This window comes from Pseudomonas sp. NUPR-001 (assembly GCF_052147955.1).
Taxonomy (GTDB): domain Bacteria; phylum Pseudomonadota; class Gammaproteobacteria; order Pseudomonadales; family Pseudomonadaceae; genus Aquipseudomonas.
In genome coordinates this window covers 1,132,347-1,152,208 of record NZ_CP197353.1, presented here as the reverse complement: position 1 = coordinate 1,152,208, position 19,862 = coordinate 1,132,347, and the positions used below count along the sequence as shown (strand labels likewise).

14 protein-coding genes are annotated in these 19,862 nt (G+C 59.0%); 6 read left to right on the top strand and 8 right to left on the bottom strand.

Annotation, left to right across the window (positions count from 1 at the left end; genetic code table 11):
* Nucleotides 1-47 precede the first annotated feature (47 nt).
* Together ACP6KB_RS05370 and ACP6KB_RS05365 are read right to left on the bottom strand one after the other, a co-directional pair.
* Nucleotides 48-407, bottom strand: a complete 360-nt coding sequence (locus tag ACP6KB_RS05370) for a PilZ domain-containing protein (protein WP_442112387.1) — start codon at nucleotides 405-407, stop codon at nucleotides 48-50.
* A gap of 124 nt (nucleotides 408-531) precedes the next feature.
* On the bottom strand, nucleotides 532-918 hold the full coding sequence (locus tag ACP6KB_RS05365) for a tetratricopeptide repeat protein (protein WP_442112386.1): 387 nt from the start codon (nucleotides 916-918) through the stop codon (nucleotides 532-534).
* Nucleotides 919-1,112: 194 nt separating this feature from the next.
* Between ACP6KB_RS05365 and pyk the strand changes: the two genes are divergently transcribed.
* Nucleotides 1,113-2,564 carry a pyruvate kinase gene (gene pyk, locus ACP6KB_RS05360; RefSeq protein WP_442112385.1) on the top strand — a complete coding sequence of 484 codons (1,452 nt, stop codon included), beginning with the start codon at nucleotides 1,113-1,115 and terminating at the stop codon, nucleotides 2,562-2,564.
* Between the two features lie 84 nt (nucleotides 2,565-2,648).
* On the opposite strand, the gene ACP6KB_RS05355 is transcribed toward pyk, so the two are convergent.
* Nucleotides 2,649-3,587, bottom strand: coding sequence for an iron-sulfur-binding ferredoxin reductase (locus ACP6KB_RS05355; protein ID WP_442112384.1), 939 nt, complete (start codon nucleotides 3,585-3,587; stop codon nucleotides 2,649-2,651).
* 566 nt (nucleotides 3,588-4,153) lie between these two features.
* On the opposite strand from ACP6KB_RS05355, the gene ACP6KB_RS05350 reads away from it, so the two are divergent.
* The 5 genes from ACP6KB_RS05350 to ACP6KB_RS05330 all read left to right on the top strand — a co-directional run bounded on the left by ACP6KB_RS05350 (nucleotide 4,154) and on the right by ACP6KB_RS05330 (nucleotide 15,684).
* A complete protein-coding gene (locus ACP6KB_RS05350; RefSeq protein WP_107026360.1) occupies nucleotides 4,154-5,677 on the top strand; it encodes a fumarate hydratase in 1,524 nt (507 codons plus the stop codon).
* A gap of 238 nt (nucleotides 5,678-5,915) precedes the next feature.
* Entirely contained in the window at nucleotides 5,916-7,988 is a 2,073-nt protein-coding gene (locus ACP6KB_RS05345) for a hypothetical protein (RefSeq protein WP_442112383.1), read from the top strand.
* Nucleotides 7,989-8,036: 48 nt separating this feature from the next.
* Nucleotides 8,037-10,751 (top strand): RHS repeat domain-containing protein, encoded by a 2,715-nt coding sequence (locus tag ACP6KB_RS05340; protein WP_442112382.1) that lies wholly within the window; start codon nucleotides 8,037-8,039, stop codon nucleotides 10,749-10,751.
* Nucleotides 10,748-13,186: an RHS repeat-associated core domain-containing protein gene (locus tag ACP6KB_RS05335; protein WP_442112381.1), complete on the top strand. Its 2,439-nt coding sequence runs from the start codon at nucleotides 10,748-10,750 to the stop codon at nucleotides 13,184-13,186. Before ACP6KB_RS05340 ends, ACP6KB_RS05335 begins: the two co-directional genes overlap by 4 nt.
* A 17-nt stretch (nucleotides 13,187-13,203) precedes the next feature.
* Nucleotides 13,204-15,684 (top strand): RHS repeat domain-containing protein, encoded by a 2,481-nt coding sequence (locus ACP6KB_RS05330; protein ID WP_442112380.1) that lies wholly within the window; start codon nucleotides 13,204-13,206, stop codon nucleotides 15,682-15,684.
* 22 nt (nucleotides 15,685-15,706) lie between these two features.
* On the opposite strand, the gene ACP6KB_RS05325 is transcribed toward ACP6KB_RS05330, so the two are convergent.
* Genes ACP6KB_RS05325 through ACP6KB_RS05305 form a run of 5 tightly spaced genes read right to left on the bottom strand, consistent with a single transcriptional unit; the run spans nucleotide 15,707 to nucleotide 19,817 of the window.
* On the bottom strand, nucleotides 15,707-16,864 hold the full coding sequence (locus ACP6KB_RS05325; RefSeq protein WP_442112379.1) for a phospholipase D-like domain-containing protein: 1,158 nt from the start codon (nucleotides 16,862-16,864) through the stop codon (nucleotides 15,707-15,709).
* Nucleotide 16,865: 1 nt separating this feature from the next.
* The gene (locus tag ACP6KB_RS05320) at nucleotides 16,866-17,447 is read right to left on the bottom strand and encodes a YceI family protein (RefSeq protein WP_442112378.1); all 582 of its coding nucleotides are present in this window, start codon (nucleotides 17,445-17,447) and stop codon (nucleotides 16,866-16,868) included.
* A 45-nt stretch (nucleotides 17,448-17,492) separates the two neighbouring features.
* On the bottom strand, nucleotides 17,493-17,789 hold the full coding sequence (locus ACP6KB_RS05315; protein WP_442112377.1) for an amidase: 297 nt from the start codon (nucleotides 17,787-17,789) through the stop codon (nucleotides 17,493-17,495).
* The gene (locus tag ACP6KB_RS05310) at nucleotides 17,786-18,886 is read right to left on the bottom strand and encodes a serine hydrolase domain-containing protein (RefSeq protein WP_442112376.1); all 1,101 of its coding nucleotides are present in this window, start codon (nucleotides 18,884-18,886) and stop codon (nucleotides 17,786-17,788) included. Before ACP6KB_RS05310 ends, ACP6KB_RS05315 begins: the two co-directional genes overlap by 4 nt.
* Before the next feature lie 43 nt (nucleotides 18,887-18,929).
* Nucleotides 18,930-19,817 (bottom strand): acyl-CoA dehydrogenase, encoded by an 888-nt coding sequence (locus ACP6KB_RS05305; protein ID WP_442112375.1) that lies wholly within the window; start codon nucleotides 19,815-19,817, stop codon nucleotides 18,930-18,932.
* Between the last annotated feature and the right edge of the window lie 45 nt (nucleotides 19,818-19,862).

Below are 19,862 nucleotides of genomic sequence, written 5' to 3'. Positions count from 1 at the left end.
CATAAGATCGCCCAGAGTCTAGGGCTAGTCGCCCGTCATCACCAGCCTCATGCCGAGGCACCCAAGGGATAGAAACTGAAATAATTGCGCAGGGCACGCACCAGTTGCGCGTACTCATAGGGTGCCTGCAACAGCATGAAACCGGAGTCATAATGCCCCGGCGTCTCGTCTTCATGGCACCACAGGCAACTGGCGGTCAGGTTGAGCAGATGCACCCCACCGCTACGCCCCAGCACTTTCAGTTGCAGTTCGTAGTCGGGGCCGACCAGCATCGGCAACTGGCTGATCAGCATCAAGCCGTCTTCCGACACATTACCCAGGTAGCCAATCGGCTGATCGGTGTAGCGGTTGAAGACTTTAAGAAAGTAAGGGAGCTGATGACGCTCGATGTGGCGCTCGTCAATCATGATCGGAATCGCTGTCGGAGACCCTTGAGCAGGGCCGCGCTAGTGCTGCGGGTTGACGTATATTGCAGTTATAAGATTAGCGCAACCTGACCCTGGCGTCACAATCGCGCCAGGCTCTTTGGTATTAACGCCATGGTGTGGCGGTGGCAGGCCGAGCGATGGCCGCTTCGCCGCTGCGGTAATGCCCCAACTGCTCCAGGGTCTGCAGGCGAGCACGAGCACGGTAGGCGTATTCGTTCTGCGGGTAGCGCGCAATCAGGTACTGGTAGGTTTGTGCCGCATCGACATACAGCTTCTGACGCTCAAGGCACTGGCCACGCAGCATCGACACTTCCGGATGGATGAACGGCCGTGCGCGGCTGGTGCGGTCGACCTGCGACAGCTCGAGCATGACCTTCTCGCAATCGCCGCGATCATAGGCACGGTAGGCATTGTTCAGATGGTGGTCCATCGACCAGCGGGTGCAGCCAACGACAGAGGTCGCCAGCGCCAGAACGATCAAGGCTCGCATAAGGTATCTCCTGTATTGAGCAGTTTATCGGCGTCACCCGCAAAATCTGTAGGAGCGGGCTTGCCCCGCGATCACGGTGGGCCACAGGCCGTTCAAATGCTACCCCTATCCCCGGGCAGGTAGTGCAAAGGAACAATGACTACAGCGAAATTCCAGAGTAGCCTTTCGCTGCGCTTCACTATAGGAGTCTGTGCATGACCATCCGCCGTACCAAAATCGTCGCCACCCTTGGCCCCGCCAGCAACTCGCCGGAAGTTATCGAACAACTGATCCTTGCCGGCCTGGATGTCGCTCGCCTGAACTTCTCCCACGGCACGCCCGATGAGCACAAGGCCCGCGCCCGCCTGATCCGCGAAATCGCGGCACGCCTGGGACGCCACGTAGCGCTGCTCGGCGACCTGCAAGGCCCGAAGATTCGTATCGCCAAATTCACCAACAAGCGCATCGAGCTGAAAGTCGGTGACCGCTTCACCTTCTCCACCGCCCACCCGCTGACCGAAGGCAACCAGGACATCGTCGGTATCGACTACCCCGACCTGGTCAAGGACTGCGGCGTCGGTGACGAGCTGCTGCTCGATGACGGCCGCGTGGTAATGCGCGTAGAAACCGCTACCAACGATGCCCTGCACTGCTCGGTATTGATCGGCGGCCCGCTGTCCGACCACAAAGGCATCAACCGCAAAGGTGGCGGCCTGACTGCCCCGGCACTGACCGAAAAAGACAAGGCCGACATCAAACTGGCTGCGGAAATGGACCTGGACTACCTGGCCGTTTCCTTCCCGCGCGATGCTTCGGACATGGAATACGCCCGTCGCCTGCGCGACGAAGCCGGCGGCAGCGCCTGGCTGGTGGCCAAGATCGAACGCGCCGAAGCGGTTGCCGACGACGAAACCCTTGATGGCCTGATCGCAGCCAGCGACGCGGTCATGGTTGCCCGTGGTGACCTGGGCGTGGAAATCGGCGATGCCGAACTGATCGCGATCCAGAAAAAGATCATCCAGCACGCCCGTCGCAACAACAAGGCGGTGATCGTCGCGACCCAGATGATGGAGTCGATGATTCAGAACCCGATGCCGACCCGTGCTGAAGTGTCTGACGTGGCCAACGCCGTGCTCGACAACACCGACGCGGTCATGCTGTCGGCGGAAAGTGCTGCCGGTGCCTATCCGATCGAAGCCGTCCAGGCCATGGCGCGCATCTGCCAGGGCGCTGAAAAGCACCCGACCAGCCAGAAGTCCAGCCACCGCCTGCACACCACCTTCGAGCGTTGCGACGAAAGCATCGCCCTGGCGGCCATGTACACCGCCAACCACTTCCCGGGCGTCAAAGCGATCATCGCCCTGACCGAAAGTGGCTACACCCCGCTGATCATGTCGCGCCTGCGCTCATCGGTGCCGATCTTCGCCCTGTCGCCGCACCGTGCTACTCAGGCCCGAGCCTCGATGTTCCGCGGCGTTTACCCGATTGCCTTCGACCCGGCGGCCCTGCCACCGGAAAAAGTCAGTCAGGCGGCGGTCGACGAGTTGCTCAAGCGTGGCCTGGTTGCGCCGGGTGACTGGGTGATCCTGACCAAAGGCGACAGCTACCACACCATCGGTGGCACCAACGGCATGAAGATCCTGCACGTAGGTGATTCGCTGGTCTGACGGCTCCCACGCCTGTAGGAGCGGGCTTGCCCCGCGATTGCGGTTAACCTGTCTCACCGCATCGCAGCTCAAGCCCGCCCCTACCTAAGCGTGTTCGTTGAACGTGTCGGCCAACACCTGATTACGCGGCACCCCAGCCAGAAACAAACGTCGGGAAAACAGCTCGACACTGCTAGGTGAACCACAAACCAGGGCAACCGTCTGGCGTGATTGCACCCGCAGCGCAGCCAGGGCCTGGGGCAATTCCTGCGCAGTCAACAGTTCGACCTGCAGCTGGGCATGACGCTCGGCAAGCGCATTCAACTCACTGGCCAAGTAGTGTTCCTGACGGTCATGCGCCAGGTGCAACACACGAATCGGGCCCAGGTGCTGCTGACGCAACGCCTCACGCAAAATCCCCCACAAAGGCGCCAACCCGGTGCCAGCCGCCAACAACCACAGCGGCCGCTCCTGCCAATCGGCATCATAGTGCAGCGCCCCGCCACGCAACTCACCCAGGCGCACTACATCCCCAACCTGCAGTTGGCGCGCCGCATCACAAAACGCACCCGTCTTGCGGCAATCAAGATGAAACTCGAGAAAGCGCTCCTCCTCGGGCAGGCTGGCCAACGAATATGGCCGCGCCACACCACTGGCATTCCACAACACCAGGTGCTGACCAGCCCGGTAACGCAGCGGCCGCTCGGCCTGCAGGCGCAAGCGCAACACCCCGGGGCTCAACCAGTCATGCCCGGTCACGCTTGCCGCAATGCCGTCGCGCAGCGGATCGAACAGCTCGATCTGCACATCCGAGTCGACCCGGCACTGGCACGACAAACGCCAACCCAACTGCCGCTGCTGCTCACTCAAGGCATCAGGCCGCGCATCCTGCGGCTGCCCGTGCAGGCAACGCACCAGACAGGCATGACAACTGCCCGCACGACAGCTGTACGGCACCGACAACCCTGCCGCATTGAGGGCATCGAGCAGATTGCTGCCCGCTGCTACCGTCCACTGCCGCTCGCCTACCCGCAACTCCGGCATTGATGTTCTCCCAGGCCTTCAGATCGCCAGTTTTGCATATAAAAAGGTTCTTCACGGATTTCCGGGGCAGGATTGGCGTTGGCTTTGGCTTTGAGAGCTGTGGGCTTATCCCCTTCCGCCTCTACGGCGGCCGAGTGGAGGGCCTGTCACGGTGGGAGCGGGCTTGCCCCGCGATCTGGCGCGATACAAAAAATCGCGGGGCAAGCCCGCTCCCACCGGCAGGGCCGGATGCAGGAGCCAGCGGTTTTGCTGCCATAAGGGCGGAAGAGGCCAGCAAAGCCCCCCCAGCAAATGGATAAGCCCACAGTCCTCAAAGCCAAAGCCACCCTCCCCGACAATCCGTGAAGAACCTATAAAAAGGGCTACGCAAGAACAATGCCCGTCGCCTACCGACCTTCGTCAGACCACTGATACGTGTACCCACGGCCGATGCACGCTATACTGCCGCGCCTTTTTGCGCCGCCAGCCAGTCCGTCGGCGCGCCGTGAAAGGTCGTTTCGACACCTCGGCCTGTCCGCGTCGGAATACCTTATTGAATGTTCCCGTCTTTAAGAGGAGCGCGCTGCATGACCGTGATCAAGCAAGACGACCTGATTCAGAGCGTTGCCGACGCCCTGCAGTTCATTTCGTACTACCACCCCGTTGACTTCATCCAGGCCATGCATGAGGCCTATCTGCGTGAAGAGTCGCCCGCTGCGCGTGACTCCATCGCCCAGATCCTGATCAACTCGCGCATGTGCGCCACCGGCCATCGCCCGATCTGCCAGGACACCGGTATCGTCACCGTGTTCGTGCGCGTCGGTATGGATGTGCGCTGGGATGGCGCGACCATGAGCCTGGACGACATGATCAACGAAGGCGTGCGCCGCGCCTACAACCTGCCGGAAAACGTCCTGCGTGCCTCTATCCTGGCCGACCCGGCAGGTGCGCGTAAGAACACCAAGGACAACACCCCTGCGGTCATCCACTACTCCATCGTTCCGGGCAACACCGTGGAAGTGGACGTGGCAGCCAAAGGCGGTGGTTCCGAGAACAAGTCGAAGATGGCCATGCTCAACCCGTCCGACTCGATCGTCGACTGGGTACTGAAAACCGTACCAACCATGGGCGCTGGCTGGTGCCCGCCGGGCATGCTCGGCATTGGTATCGGCGGCACCGCCGAGAAAGCTGCGGTAATGGCGAAGGAAGTGTTGATGGAATCCATCGACATTCACGAGCTCAAAGCCCGTGGCCCGCAGAACCGCATCGAAGAAATCCGCCTGGAGCTGTTCGAGAAGGTTAACCAGCTGGGTATCGGTGCCCAGGGTCTGGGCGGTCTGACCACCGTGCTCGACGTCAAGATCATGGACTACCCAACCCACGCCGCCTCCTTGCCGGTGTGCATGATCCCTAACTGCGCCGCCACCCGTCACGCCCACTTCGTGCTCGACGGTTCCGGCCCTGCCGACCTGGAAGCGCCGTCGCTGGACGCCTACCCGGAAATCGTCTGGGAAGCTGGCCCATCGGCCCGCCGCGTCGACCTCGACACCCTGACCCCGGAAGACGTGCAGAGCTGGAAGCCGGGCGAGACCATCCTGCTCAACGGCAAAATGCTCACTGGCCGCGACGCTGCGCACAAGCGCATGGTCGAAATGCTCAACCGTGGCGAAGAGCTGCCAGTCGATCTGAAAGGCCGCTTCATCTACTACGTGGGCCCGGTTGATCCGGTACGCGAAGAAGTGGTTGGCCCTGCTGGCCCGACGACCGCCACACGGATGGACAAGTTCACCCGTCAGATCCTCGAACAAACCGGCCTGCTGGGCATGATCGGCAAATCCGAGCGCGGCCCGACCGCAATCGACGCGATCAAAGACAACAAAGCCGTGTACCTGATGGCCGTAGGTGGCGCTGCCTACCTGGTGGCTCAGGCGATCAAGAAGTCCAAAGTCCTGGCGTTTGCCGAACTGGGCATGGAAGCGATCTACGAGTTCGAAGTCAAAGACATGCCGGTCACCGTCGCGGTCGACAGCAATGGCGAGTCGGTGCACATCACCGGGCCTGCCCTGTGGCAGAGCAAAATCGCTGAAAGCCTGGCGGTGGAAGTGAAGTAATTCACGCCTTCGCTTTGTATAAAACGCCCGGCCTCTGCCGGGCGTTTTTTCTTCTGTATCTTGTTGAATAATCGATTTTCTCCGTCTGAACGTTGCGTCATTTTTCGAGTGAAAATTCGTTGCGTTCGGTGACGAGCCATCGCCCTGAACGAAAGCGACCTGATATTTTTGTCAGGTGTCGCCTAAAACGTTCTGGCTTAGACTCGGCTTGACTTTATCCCCTTAAAGGACAAGCCCAATGAAACACGGAAAAACCAATCAAAGTGCTGAAAACCCAATCCTTTGGCTTAAAGAATTCAGCATCAAAGTTTCATCGGGCAATGACCGAGTTTATAACAATGGCCGCCAGCAAATAGAGATCAGCCTGACTGTCGAGCCACAGGCTAACCAAGAAATCAGCGATGCTCAATTCAACACACTGAAACCTGTATACCTCGACGATGATGGTAACTACGTAGCGTTGCCTGAATTGACAAGCAATGAAAGCTGGTTTTATTCCAGCAGTGAAAACCCAAACTTCGACTACCTCCCCTCTACTTTCACACCTGAACCCTTGACCGCTGCCACTTTTAATGAAGATGGAAGCCTTGGACAATTACTGACGTTGGGACCGGAGGGGAACTGGTTAGATGCCAACAACGCCGACCCTGTCACGAGCAACACAGAAATCAGCAGCACAAATACACAAGTCAACGGCGCTCGCAGAGTAAAGCGTTTTTATGTTCAGAGCCATTCACGAGCCGGGACCGATATCACCTTATATGCCTGCATTGAAAAAAACCAGGAAACCATTTACTACAGCAAAGACAGCGAAAGTGAAGTTACACTCATTGCAGAATCGACACCTGCCTTCAAATTCCCCGAAGACTACAATTGGACTCAGAAAAAAGTATCGCTGGCCAGCAACACCTACGCCTCGGAAGACAATGATGCGCGGTTCATTCATGAGTTCTCTTTATCACCCAGGCATGTACGTTTTTCATATGCCGAATTTCATCCCGACACTGCACAATCCAAAGGCATGATTCGTTGGCAAGACCATACGCCGGGACAAACTTTTGCGTCACATGTCGGTGTCGCCCTGCCGCACGCCAGAAACATTCATTACAACGACAACATCAAGCTGGGAGCACAATTTCCCGCACGTAAAGCAACGACCATCAGCGCCGAAAACCCCGACAGTATCGTCGTGCTGCTGCAAGGTGATAATCAGATCCCTTACTACTCGGAAGGTTTTGACCAGCAAGGACCGCTCAAGCTTCAAGCCTACGACCGCTACGGCACACTGCACAGCATCAGCATCGCCTTCGACGACAGTGAAGGAAGCGCATTTGATAAACGCACCAAGCTGACGGTCAGCACCAGTAACAACGATCACATAAACAGTGATGATATTCACATTACTCACTTCCAGGTCAAAGGCCTGAACAGCGACGCTCACAAACAAATATGCAAGCTCTACAATAACGGACTACAGCAAACCTATGTCAATATCGTTATAACCGCCGTCAATTCAAGAGATGAGCCAATCAGCCTCCCCCAGGACGTGCTGGATAAAATCCTGTTAGTCGATTACGACACGGGAACCGCCTTGTCACCGAGCGATTATTCTATTTCTCGCCGCCAAAGCGATAGAGATAAACGTTTTCATATAATCCAATCGACATATAGCAATGAAGCGTCCTCTGCCACGCCCAATCAAGGCGGGCAGTCAATTACGTACTGGATCAGCACACTGTCGAGAACCAACCTGACCATCGGCGCACGCTTGGTACATGACGGCATCACTTATCACACGTATCAAACCGATGTTGAGCCCGGCGGAAAGACAGTATCCGGAAAATCAAACAGCGCCGCCGTAATTTCACCACAATTACAGGACTACAACTACCGCAAGGAAGACTTCAGTCTTGAGCGCAAAAACTCATCGGTAGACTTAACCCCGGGCATTTACGACGTAGACACATACACCATAAAAATCAACTCAGCAAACCATTTCATCGTCTGGAGCGACGCCCCTACCTCCGTCTGGATGTACGATTACATTGGCAATTTAAAAGCAAATTATCTAGCCTACTACCAATGCAACGAAGTCAAAGGTTCCACACTTTACTTCGGTACCATTCCACAACGGGTGCCGATCAACACCAACACGGGTGATGCTACAGCCGCGCGGGTAAAAGGGTACAAATACGATGCCTCCGGCGAGCGCTACTTCAGCCTTCTTGTGACCTATCGCGACCAGCATGGTAATGGCCACGCAGTGTATTTAAAGCCATATGAAGAAGCCAACTTCATTGCCCTCGGGTAACCCAAGCTTCACATTTTGCAACTTCAAGATGCTATTGGGATAATGGCCATGACTGATACTTCAAAGTTGATTTGCGCAGCGCCAATCACGCCACTCAATGTGGGCGGTATCCATACTCAAGCCAACAATTTTTTACAGGCTGTGCATTCCGGTGTCGACCCCAGAACCGGGCAGTTCAACCTCGCCATCAATGTTCCACTCGGCGCGGCCAATAACTTGACCGGCCCGACATTGTCATTGACCTGGCTATTCAGCTCCTTGAGTTCACATCGAGACCTTGGCTTCGGCCTGGGCTGGTCGTTGGCGCTCTCGCAACTGACCCTGGCCGTCAACGCCTCGTCGTTAAGCCTTTCGTCAGGCGAGCAATTTTCGGTGAATCTGGATGAATCTGACCTGAGCATCGGCGGAAAGCTGGCATTTTACGATTACAAGCTTGAAGCCCTGCGCGTCATCCGCCATGACGAAACCAGCTTCCGAGTTGAGCACAAAACTGGCGAAATGGAGGTGCTGCGCCAGGTCGACAACCGTGGCAGCTACGTGCTTCATGAGCTACTTAGCCCCGAAGGCCGCAAGCTGTACCTCAATTGGAGCATGCTCAATGATGTCGCGCATCTCATCGAGGTGCGAGACGAGCAACGCACACTGGCCAGAATCAATCGCCAGAGCGGTTCGCCAACACTGGAACTCGAGCCTGCTACAGCCCAGCAGTCCGACATCCAGTTTCTGGTGCTGAACAATCAGCTGCAAGCCCTGTTACTGCCAACGCTGGAGACACCTTTCAATTTTGCCTACACGTTGAAGTCAACAGGAAAAGGGCAGCAGCTACTGTTCCCCAGTGAGGTCAATAGCCCACTGGGAACTACAGACACAGTGGTCTGGACTGCAGAGGCCAACTCGCACCAACTACCCGATGATGCACCCTTGCAATTCCTGCCACGGGTCAGCACCTGGCTGCACACTGACGGTGCTCCGGAAACAACCCTGCTGCGAAGCTACGAGTGGGTGGGTCGGCACAACCACTTTGGTTATGGCAGCACATTGGGCTTCAAGTGGCAGAGCGGGAGGGACAACCTCTATCAATTACGCGAAGCGTATGAGTATTCAGTCATCGAGACGCAGCTCGATGCCAGCTCGACAACCCTGGCCACTATCACCCGCCAATGGGATCGGCATCATCTGCTGACATTCGAAAGCACGGTATCAGGCGACTGCCAGGTCAACGTTGAAACAACTTACGGTATTGACTACGACAAGTCCTGGCCAGAGCAAGAACCCTGGTGTCAGCTTCCACACTGTTCAACAACCACCTACGTCGACGGCAAAACCGGCAAGCGACGCTCCGAGCAGGTTACCTATACCTACGATCGTTATGGAAACGTGCTGACGACCCTGTATCCAACAGGTGTTCAGGAGCATTGTGAGTACTACCCAGCAACCGGCGAAGAAGGTGCCTGTCCATTCGATGCTTCAGGCATGGTGCGCTACCTGAAACGCAAAACAATATCGCCCGCACCAAACGCCCCCGGAACAGCACCTAAGCTTGCGACGCGCTACGAATACCAGAATTTGCCGTCGCTGATAGAGGGCAATCCGGATCACGCAGTGGTCATGCTGGAAGAACTGACGGACATGAGCACTGGCCGGGTATTGGAAACCACTCGGCAAGTCTACGAACTTATCGACAAGCAGCACTATGGCAGGCCCAAAAAAATCACCACCCGCCTTGGCGGAAAAGACACCACAACGGCTTTGGAGTACCGGATCGAGAGCATCAAAGACCAGCGGCTGCTACGAACCACTACGACCATTAAAGGCTTCGAAAACAACGAAATGACTCAATCGAGCAGCAGTGACGTCCGCTCGTTGATTACCGGCCAGACAGCCTGGGAGATCAGCACAGCAAATGTGCGAACCGACTACCACTTTGATGCCCTGGGTCGAATCACCCGCACCGTGATCGCCGCAGGTTCGCAGTATGAAGCCAGCCGAACCTGCGCATATCACCTGAATGACGAATTCGCCAGCGTGCAGGCGCCACACATCACACGCTGTGACGGCTCGACAAAGAAGCTCTCAGCAGTGGGCATCGAGGAAACTGACGCCACTGGCCAGCGCAAGCGGACCTGGCTCGACGGCAGTGGTCGGGCCGTACTGGTGCAGTTGGAGGACATCGACTGGTCATCCGCAAACCCCGAACAGCCTGCACGTTTTTTTGATATGGAATCCAGCGCTTACGATGCGCAGGGCCGAATCACCAGGCAAACCACCTGGGACTGGGCGCCGGGCCGCAGTGAACCGCTAATGACACTGACCAGCAGATTCGAATACGACGATTGGGGCAGCCTCAGTTCGCAGATAGATCCAACCGGCGTTATTACCCATAGCGTTCATGACCCTGTCGCGCAACGCAGCGAACAGTGGTCACAGAGTGCTTCAGGCGCGCTCAGCGGCAAACAGGTCATCTACAACAACGTGGCAGGTAGCCCGAAGCGAGAAGAATACTATGACAACAGGGGGCAATTGGTACGCACCACTGACAACACCCGCGATGGACTTGACCGGGTGATTGCTCAGCGCATCACCCCCGCCAAGGGTGAGCCGCTGGTGACACGCTTTGAATACGACGCTTACTCACGCCTGACTCGACGCACCCTGCCCGACGACACGGTAGTGGTATGGACGTACTTGGCCTACAGCGACAGTGATCATCCTGAATCGATAACCGTTGAAGCGCCGCCAGTAAAGGCAGGGAGCACCTCATGACCTGTTCAACTGCTGCGCCTACTCAATACTCTCTGGGCACCCAGACATTCGACGGCCTCGGCCGTCGGCGCAGCATTGACGTCGGCGGACGCATCACCCGCTTCACTTACACACCTGGGCAACCTGCACCGGCAACTACCCATCTCGCCGACGGTAAACAGGTCAATTTCACCTACGAACCGGCACTGGAGCATCAACTGCTGAGTATCTGCCCAGTCGAGGAACCCGCCTCCCACTTCACCTACGATAAAAAGCTGGCCGTAATCGCAACCGCCGACGGCCCACTGGGCACTCTGCGAACGCGCTACACCCCCTCAGGCAAACCTTCGAGCGACACCTGGACAGTTGACGACAAGGACCACACCACCCGATGGCGCTACTCCCTGAAGGGCCTGTTGCTCGGCTTTGTCGATGCCAGTGGCGCTGATCGGCAACAGCAGTACGATCAGTGCGGCCGCCTGGTGCAGGTTGTGGTCGACAACGTCACCATCACCATCACCTATGATGGCTTTTCCCGTCCCAGGCTACTGAACACCACAGACAATGCCAGTGGCAATCAACTGTTGCAGGCCCTGACTTACGACCACTGCGGCCGCGAACACACCCGCAGCTTCACCACCACCGTCGCCGGTAGCACCAGCGCACGCCTGCAAACCCTCAACTACAACGACCTCGACCAGCTCACCGAACGTCATTGGCAAGACGCCGAACGCCAAGGTATGGAAACCTTTGCCTACGACACCCGCGGACGACTCATCACCTACACGGCTACGCCCGAGGTGGCCCCTGAAGACCCGTTCGGCGGGCGCATCATTGCACAGACCTTCATCCTCAATGCCCTCGATGGCTACGAGCAAGTCACTACCACCTACGCCGACAAGCGCCAGGATATTGCCCACTATAGCTACAACAACCCCAAAGACCCGGCCCAAGTCAGCGCCATCAGCCACAGCCACTCATCATGGCCAGCCCTCATCGAGTTGAGTTACGACGCCTGCGGTCGTGTTAGCGCAGATAGCCTTGGCCGGCGCATGACCTGGGATGCCCAAGACCGCCTGACCCGTGTCGACTACCACGGTAAAAGCTGCGCCTACGGCTACGACCCCAGCGGCAACCTCAGCGACCGCACACTTGACGGTCGCCTCAGTCGCAGTTTCTTCAGCGGCAGTCAAATCACTCATGAACAGACCGGCGATGAAACGCTCCTGCACCTGCGCAGCGAGACCAACCTGTTCGCCCTCAACCGCATTACCGCCGGCCTGTACCAGACCACCCTGCTCGGCCAGGACGCCCAAGGTAGCGTGCGGGTCGAAGCGGACAACCAGGTACGCAGCCGTCACTACAGCGCGCACGGCATCGAACCTGAAAACCCCGCCAACAGTCCGTTCGGCTATACCGGAGAACGCCGCGAACCACTCACCGGCTGGTACATTGCCGCGGGCTACCGGCCTTACGACCCGCTGCTGATGATGTTCCTCAGCCCCGACAGCGAAAGCCCGTTCGGCCGCGGCGGTCTCAATGCCTACGCCTACTGTGCGGGCGATCCGGTCAACCGCATCGACCCTGATGGCCATGACTGGAAGAGCTGGTTTATTTCCGGCATCGGTATTGCTCTGGGCGTACTTGCCACAGCCATGACCCTGGGCAGCTTCGCTCCGGCCTTGCTTCCCGCCACCGCTGCCCTGTTGAGCAGTGGGGTTGGCAGCGCCATCACGGTAACGGCTGCTACCGTCAGTGCCAACATCACTATCAGCACCGCGCTTACCCTTGCCTCAGCGACCCTCACTGCCACATCGTTGGCTACTGGTATTGCCTCTGCGATACTTGATGGCTTAAAGAAGGACGAAATGGCCGTCGATACCCTGGGCATCGTTTCTCTTCTGACTGGTATCGTTGGTGGGATTCAGGGTGCGGCGCCGAAACCGGGGGCAAAGCTGTCTGCCTGGATCAGGCGCTCGGCAGGCAGGGCACTGAAAAAGCTGAACAAGCGAGTCCCTCTTTTTAGAGACGAATCGCGCATCGCGGGGGCGCGCATCGGTAATACTGATTTTTTTGCTCCAACACGAAGCGGTCCTGCCCCCGCTCCCCCAGACCTGTCTTACCCAAGCGTGGCAGATCTTGAAGCGCTCACTCCAGAGCTACCGCGGGTTCAGCCTTCAACCTCCGGAGCTTCAGCGAGGCTCACCGCGCCACCCACTCGATCGTCCTCAGTGACACAGGAATCCGAAGCGCTGTTGACCTCCGGGCCTGGCACAAACGAATCGACGCGCCACACGGCCAACCCTGCACGCAGTCGAACAAATTCCAATCGTGCCGCTCCTGAGCCCCAGCCCTCACCCTCCCGCTCAAGCACAAGCGGCTCTCCGCCCCTCAATTCAACGATCACTGTTTGGTCACCCAGTCAACGTCAGTTTGTGCAAGTGACAAAACTTTGAATCCTAGCCTTCCACGCGTGCAGAAATTTTTACTGGGCGCCCAGACATTCGACGGCCTCGGTCGCCAGCTCAAGGTCGAAGCTGGTGGCCGTAGCACCCGTTTCAACTACACCCCTGGCCAGTTACCACCAACAGCCACCCTGCTTGCCGACGGCAAACAGGTCGACTTCACCTACGAGCCGACACTGGAGTATCAACTACTCAGTATTCACCCGGCCAATGAACCCGCCCACACCTTCACCTACGATAAAAAACTGGCCGTAACCGCATCGGCCAGTGGCCCGCTGGGCACGCAGCGGATGCGCTACACCCCCTCTGGCAAACCACTGAGCGACACCTGGACGGTTGACGGCCAAGACCACATCACCACCTGGCGCTTCTCGCTGGATGGCCTGTTGCTCGGTTTTATCGATGCCAACGGCGCAGACCAGCAGCGCCATTTCGATCAGTTCGGCCGCCTGAGCGAGGTAGTGGTCGAGAACATCACTGCCAGCATTGCTTATGACGATTTCTCCCGACCCACAATGCTCAGCACCCGCGACCGTATCAGCGGCAATCAGCTGGTCCAGGTAGTAGGTTACGACAGCCTCGGCCGCGAGTGCTCGCGCAGCTTCGCCGCCACCGTCGGCAGTGCCACCCACATCAGCCTGCAAACGCTGAGCTACAACGACCTCGACCAGCTCACCGAGCGGCGCTGGCAAGACGCCAGCCGCGAAGGCACCGAAACCTTCGCCTACGACCTGCGCGGGCGACTCATCACTTACACCGCAGAGCCTGCTGTGGCCCCCGAAGACCCGTACGGCAACCGCATCGTCGAGCAGCAATTCATCCTCAATGCCCTCGACGGCTATCAGCAGGTCACCACCACCTTCGCCGACAACAGCCAGGACATTGCGCACTACCGCTACGACAACCTCAAAGACCCGACTCAGGTCAGCGCCATCAGCCACAGCCACTCATCATGGCCAGCCCTGATCGAACTGACGTATGACGCTTGTGGTCGCGTTATCGCCGACAGCCTTGGCCGACGCATGAGCTGGGATGCCCAGGACCGCCTGACCCGTGTCGACTACGAGGGTAAAAGCTGCGCCTACGGCTACGACCCCAGCGGTAGCCTCTGCGACCGCATACTCGACGGTCGGCTTAGCCGCAGTTTCTTCAGCGACGGCCAGCTCACCCACGAGCACACCGACGAGCATGTGCTCCAACACATCAGCGACGGTGCAAGCGTGGTGGCCTTGAACAAAATCACCGGCAGCCTGCGCCAGGCCACCCTGCTCGGCCACGATGCCCAGGGCAGTGTGCGCATCGAGGCTGACAACCAAGTGCGCTACCGTCAGTACAGTGCACATGGCAGCGAACACAAAAACGCCGCCAACAGCGACTATGGTTTTGCCGGAGAACGCCGCGAACCGCTAAGCGGCTGGTACATCCCCGCCGGCTACCGGCCTTATGACCCGCTGCTGATGATCTTCCTCAGCCCCGACAGCGAAAGCCCGTTCGGCCGCGGCGGCCTCAATGCCTACGCCTACTGCGCAGGCGATCCGGTCAACCGCGTTGACCCGGACGGCCACGCCTGGTTGAACTGGGTGATTGCCGGTATCGGCCTGGCCCTGGGCGCTGTCGCTACGGTCGCCAGCTTTGGCGCCTTGGCCCCGGTGTTCGCCACCGTCGCCGCGGGGGGGATCGGCGCCATGACCATGAGCGGCGCCTTCGCTGTTGGCTCAGCCGTCCTGGGCGCCGTTTCATTCGGCACAGGCGTCGCCGCCACGGCATTGGAAGCCATTGACAAGGACTCGAAAGCCGCCAGCATCCTTGGCTGGATTTCCTTGGGGACAGGATTGGCGAGTGGTGTACTGGGAGGGGTGTCGAAGTCGGTGAACAAACTGGTAAGCCAGTCCAGCCGACAACCTGGAAGAGCATTCAATACCGCCGGGCAATTCAAGAGCGGCAGGGCTGCAGGCGAAACTCCGATTTCCAGTACAACAGTAACCCGTGTAGGCAATTCCGAACTTTTGCACACCTTACCTGGTGAAGACTATTCAGTAGTGTTTCATCGAAGAGTATTCAGCACATCCGTGATGGGTTTTGAAACGCACAGTACACCTAAAGGACTACTTATGAATTCAAAAGGTGTGTATGTGACCGCGCAAGATTTTGCCTTGCAAGAAATAGCGCCGCGAACTTCCAGATCACTTGCATACTTCTGGAGACCCAAAAAGCCAATATTACTGCTTGCCTGTGAAGCGGGAAAAAATGGCGCAGCTCAATCAGTGGCCAATACGCTGAAAAGACGGGTAATTGCATACGGTGACAATATCTTCATGAGAAACCCAACTCAAACTAATCAGCCGGAAAAAATAGGACAAGCCTATGCCAACAGCAATACCGTATTCAAACGTGTTCCACCAATACCAGGTGGCCCTTTCTCTGACTATTCGGATATCGCGCCAGCCGAACCGATTCTTTTTCGTCCGAAAAAAGTACCTCGTACCTGATAACAACTTCTGACCGCAGCGCTCAGTCTCGCCGATCCAACAAGTTAACCACCAACCGATCCAACCACCCCCACAGCCGCTGCTTGAACCGACGCCAAAGTGGCCGCGTATTCCACTGCTCCAGATCGATTGCCTGACTAAGGCTGAAGTCACGCTCGAAACTGGCCGCCACCGCTGCGGTAAGCGGCGGATCAAGCGCCTCGACGTTCGCTTCAAGGTTGAAGCGCAAATTCCAGTGGTCGAAATTGCACGAGCCAATACTGACCCAATCGTCCACCAGCACCATTTTCAAGTGCAGGAAACACGGCTGGTACTCGTAGATTTTCACACCAGCGCGCATCAACTTCGGGTAGTAACGATGCCCGGCATAGCGTACCGAGGGGTGATCGGTGCGCGGCCCCGTCAGCAGCAGGCGTACATCGATGCCTTTGCTCGCAGCGCGGCGCAAGGAGCGGCGTACTTTCCAAGTCGGCAGAAAATAAGGTGTGGCCAGCCAGATGCGCCGCTGGCCACTGTTCAGGGCACGTACCAGCGATTGCACGATATCCCGGTGCTGACGGGCATCGGCATAGGCCACCCGGCCCATGCCCTGGCCGCTGTCTGGTACGTGCGGCAGGCGCGTCAGGCCGAAGTGGGTCGGCGGCCGCCAGGCAGTGCGGCGCAGGTTGGCACGCCACTGGCGGTCGAAGAGCATCTGCCAGTCGGCCACCAATGGCCCTTGCATCTGCACCATGACCTCATGCCATTCGCTGGCGTCCTGGCCCGGCATCCAGAACTGATCGGTCACCCCGGTACCGCCAACCACTGCCCAGGCCTGGTCGACGATCAGCAGTTTGCGGTGGTCGCGGTACAGGTTGCGCAAGCCACGGCGCCAGCGCAGGCGGTTGTACCAGCGCAGCTCGACCCCCGCCGCCATCAGGCGCTGACGCAGGTTCAGGGTGAACGCCAATGAGCCGTAATCGTCAAACAGGCAGCGCACCTGCACGCCCCGCTCGGCGGCCTGTACCAGGGCTTGCACCACGGCTTCGGCGCAGGCGCCCGCTTCCACCAGGTACAGCTCCAGATCAACGTGTTGTTCGGCCTCGCCAATGGCACTGAGCATGCGCGGGAAAAACGCGGGGCCGTCGATCAATAATTCGAACCGGTTACCATCTCGCCAGGGGAAAACCGGTCCGGCCATATCAGCGCGCCGTAAAGATCAACACCGCGGACACCGGCACCGACGGGCTGATGGATTTGAGCCCGGCCAGCTTGCGCAAGGTCTCAAGGCCCGGTAGCAAATCGAACTCCTCGGCACGCAGCATCAACGGCTCCAGGGTCACTACCTGGAAGCGTCGTTCGTCCAGGCGGGTCGCCAACAGCAAGGCGTTGTAACTGTGTTTTTTGCCGTGCAGCTCGACGGTCAGCGGCAGGCGCAGTTCCACCTGGGCGCCATTGGCCAGGTCATTGATGGGCTGCAAATCGATCTGCGCGGTGACCTTGGCTTCCGGGAAGCGGGCAAATTCAAACAGCTCCTTGCGCATGCGCTCATCGCGCAACGGTACACCGCTGCTGTTGGAGTCCATTTCGATCTGCAACTGCGCTGCGCCTTTGCGATCGACCTTGCCGTGCAATACCAGGAAGCGATGGACTTCGGCGGTATCACCATTTTTGCTGGAGATAAAAGACAGGCGTGAAGATTCGCCATCCAGGTGCCAGTTGGCGTGGGCCGAGACGCTCACCAGAGCGAGCAGGGCCAGTAAAAGACGAGGCAGAGAGAACATGAGCAATCCTGTGACACAGAGGCCGTCAACCTTACCCGCCTGCCTTCACGGCAGCAAGCCACAGCCCTCACGTACGCCCTGCCAACGCGCCCGACGCTCGACCCCCAGCCCCTTGGCGACAACCAGGCGGGTCTGGGTGTCTTCCTCCAGACGACTCAACGGCAGGTACTGGCGCACATAGGCCCGACAGTAAGGCGCCTCAAAACCCATGACGAACCGGCAGGAGCAGTACTCCTTGGCCGAGTAGGCGCTGAGAATGCCGGTAAAGTCGGCCAGGGCCTGGCGTTCGTACCAGGCCCAACCGGCCACGGCCAGCAGCACAAGCAGTATCAAGCGCTTCATGGTCGCCCCTGCGCCTGTGCCGCCAGCACACGCTTGAGCAGTTCGTTGTGGGAAAACTGGCCGTCGCGGTCGTCGGCATAACGCACCACCACCAGTTGTTCAGCAGGCAGCACATACAACGCCTGGCCCCAATGGCCCAAGGCGGCGAAGGTGTCGGCTGGGGCGTCCGGCCAAGGACGGGCGGCGCCGGGTAGCGGCTGGTTGAGCCACCAATGGCCGCCGGGGTTGGCTTCGCCGGGCTGGGAAATAGCCGCGGCAAACAAGGTGCGGTTGAACGCCACCCAATCGGTACCCAGCAACTGCTGCGCTTGCCAGCGACCGTCACGTTGCATCAACAAGCCAACACGGGCCAGATCGCGCGCCGTCATATACAGGTAGGAGGAACCGACCAGGGTGCCGCTGGCATCTCGCTCCCAGACTGCCGAAGTGATGCCCAAGGGGGTGAACAGCGCGTCCCACGGGTACTGCGTGTAGTGCTCAGGCCCGAGCATGCCGCGCAATGCGGCCGCCAACAGATTGCTGTCACCGCTGGAGTAGAGAAAGCGCTGGCCCGGTTCGGCCAGCGCCGGTCGCACAGCGGTATAGGCGGCCATGTCCGCCCGCCCGCGGGTGTAGAGCATGGCCACCACCGAGGAATGCAATGGCGCGTATTCGTAGTCTTCCTGCCAGTCCAGACCGCTGGCCCAGTGCAGCAGGTCTTGCAGACGTATCTGTGGATGGACATGCATGGGCGGATAGAAACGGGCAACCGGGTCATCGAGGGCAAAGCGTCCTTGCTGACGAGCTACACCCAATAGCGTCGCCAGCACGCTTTTACTCACCGACCAGGTCAGGTGCGGGGTCCAGGCGGTGGTCGGTGCAGCGTACTGCTCAAACACGATGCGGCCGTTCTTGATGACCAACAAGGCATCGGTGCGTATACCTTCACGGCACTGCTCATCACGGGGTGCAAACGCATAGGCCTGCACTTGCTGCCAGGCAGGGCTGTTGACCTCAGCCGCCTGACGCCAGTCCGGCAGCGGCCAGTCCTCCTGGCTCGAGGCCTGGGTGCTGATGAACAACAGGCCGAGCCACAGCGCTGTAAACGTTCTGATCATGCGGTGTCGCTCAAGGCCAGGGTTCAGCCAGCTTAAGGGCGCTTCATGACAATCCGAAGGAGGCCCAGGCCTTGGCCAGGCGCTTGGCTCGCGCCGCACTGGCAATTTCCAGCAGGCCCTGGTCGCGCTGCCACAACGGCGCCCATTCACCCGGCGAATTGCTCAACGCCTGATTGAGTTCATCCTTGAGCGCGGCGAACTGGGCGAACAAGCCCCCCAGCAGCACGTGACAGGCGCTGGAATCGGCACATTGGCGGCTGCCTTCGGCGCAGCCGCCGAGTAAACCGATCAAGCGCAACTGCAGGCTCTGCGGCCAGCCATTGTCCTGACCGACGCCATACAGCCAGGCGCACAGTGCACTGAGTACATAAAGGTCTTCGAGGGAACGGAACGGTTTGACGTAGGCATCCCAGCCATCACCTGCCAGGCGCTCACACAGGGCCTGATCGAGGTGCAAGCGGGCGTGGCCGACTTCCGGCATCAGTGGCAAGGCCGGTAATGGTTCCAGGCGAACGCCGGGCTCACCCGGGTAGACCACCGCCAAGCTCAGTTGCGGCGCCTCCCCCACCGCTTCACTGCGTGCCGCCACCAACAGCCAGTCGGCATCCAGCCCGGCGGTGACGAAATCCTTGCTGCCGCTCAGGCGCAAGTCATCCAGGCGAACTTGCATGTCGGCCACACGCACGCTGCGCCGTTCACTGGCACACAAGGCACCGAGGCTGGCCGGGGCGCTTGGCCAGAGCATGCGCAAGGCCGCCTGGTAGCCGATCAGAAAGGCCAACCCCGGCGTCGGCATGGCCCGGCCGCCAAGCACCGCCAGCTCGAACGGGCTGACGCTGCCCAGGCGCGCCAGCAGGCTGCTGTAGGTCTCGCCAAGGTCAGCGGACAGCGGCGATCGCTGTGGGTCGTTGAGTCGTTGCAGCCAGGCCATCGTCACGCTCCTTGAGGGTTGTCATACAAGCATCACCAAAGATTC

Bases quoted from the DNA above. Each gene is read 5' to 3' on its own strand.
- ACP6KB_RS05355 (WP_442112384.1), bottom strand. From the start codon at position 3,587: ATGCCGGAGTTGCGGGTAGGCGAGCGGCAGTGGACGGTAGCAGCGGGC.
- ACP6KB_RS05345 (WP_442112383.1), top strand. From the start codon at position 5,916: ATGAAACACGGAAAAACCAATCAAAGTGCTGAAAACCCAATCCTTTGG.
- ACP6KB_RS05325 (WP_442112379.1), bottom strand. From the start codon at position 16,864: ATGGCCGGACCGGTTTTCCCCTGGCGAGATGGTAACCGGTTCGAATTA.
- ACP6KB_RS05340 (WP_442112382.1), top strand. From the start codon at position 8,037: ATGACTGATACTTCAAAGTTGATTTGCGCAGCGCCAATCACGCCACTC.
- ACP6KB_RS05305 (WP_442112375.1), bottom strand. From the start codon at position 19,817: ATGGCCTGGCTGCAACGACTCAACGACCCACAGCGATCGCCGCTGTCC.
- ACP6KB_RS05315 (WP_442112377.1), bottom strand. From the start codon at position 17,789: ATGAAGCGCTTGATACTGCTTGTGCTGCTGGCCGTGGCCGGTTGGGCC.
- ACP6KB_RS05335 (WP_442112381.1), top strand. From the start codon at position 10,748: ATGACCTGTTCAACTGCTGCGCCTACTCAATACTCTCTGGGCACCCAG.
- ACP6KB_RS05370 (WP_442112387.1), bottom strand. From the start codon at position 407: ATGATTGACGAGCGCCACATCGAGCGTCATCAGCTCCCTTACTTTCTT.
- ACP6KB_RS05365 (WP_442112386.1), bottom strand. From the start codon at position 918: ATGCGAGCCTTGATCGTTCTGGCGCTGGCGACCTCTGTCGTTGGCTGC.
- ACP6KB_RS05310 (WP_442112376.1), bottom strand. From the start codon at position 18,886: ATGATCAGAACGTTTACAGCGCTGTGGCTCGGCCTGTTGTTCATCAGC.
- pyk (WP_442112385.1), top strand. From the start codon at position 1,113: ATGACCATCCGCCGTACCAAAATCGTCGCCACCCTTGGCCCCGCCAGC.
- ACP6KB_RS05320 (WP_442112378.1), bottom strand. From the start codon at position 17,447: ATGTTCTCTCTGCCTCGTCTTTTACTGGCCCTGCTCGCTCTGGTGAGC.
- ACP6KB_RS05350 (WP_107026360.1), top strand. From the start codon at position 4,154: ATGACCGTGATCAAGCAAGACGACCTGATTCAGAGCGTTGCCGACGCC.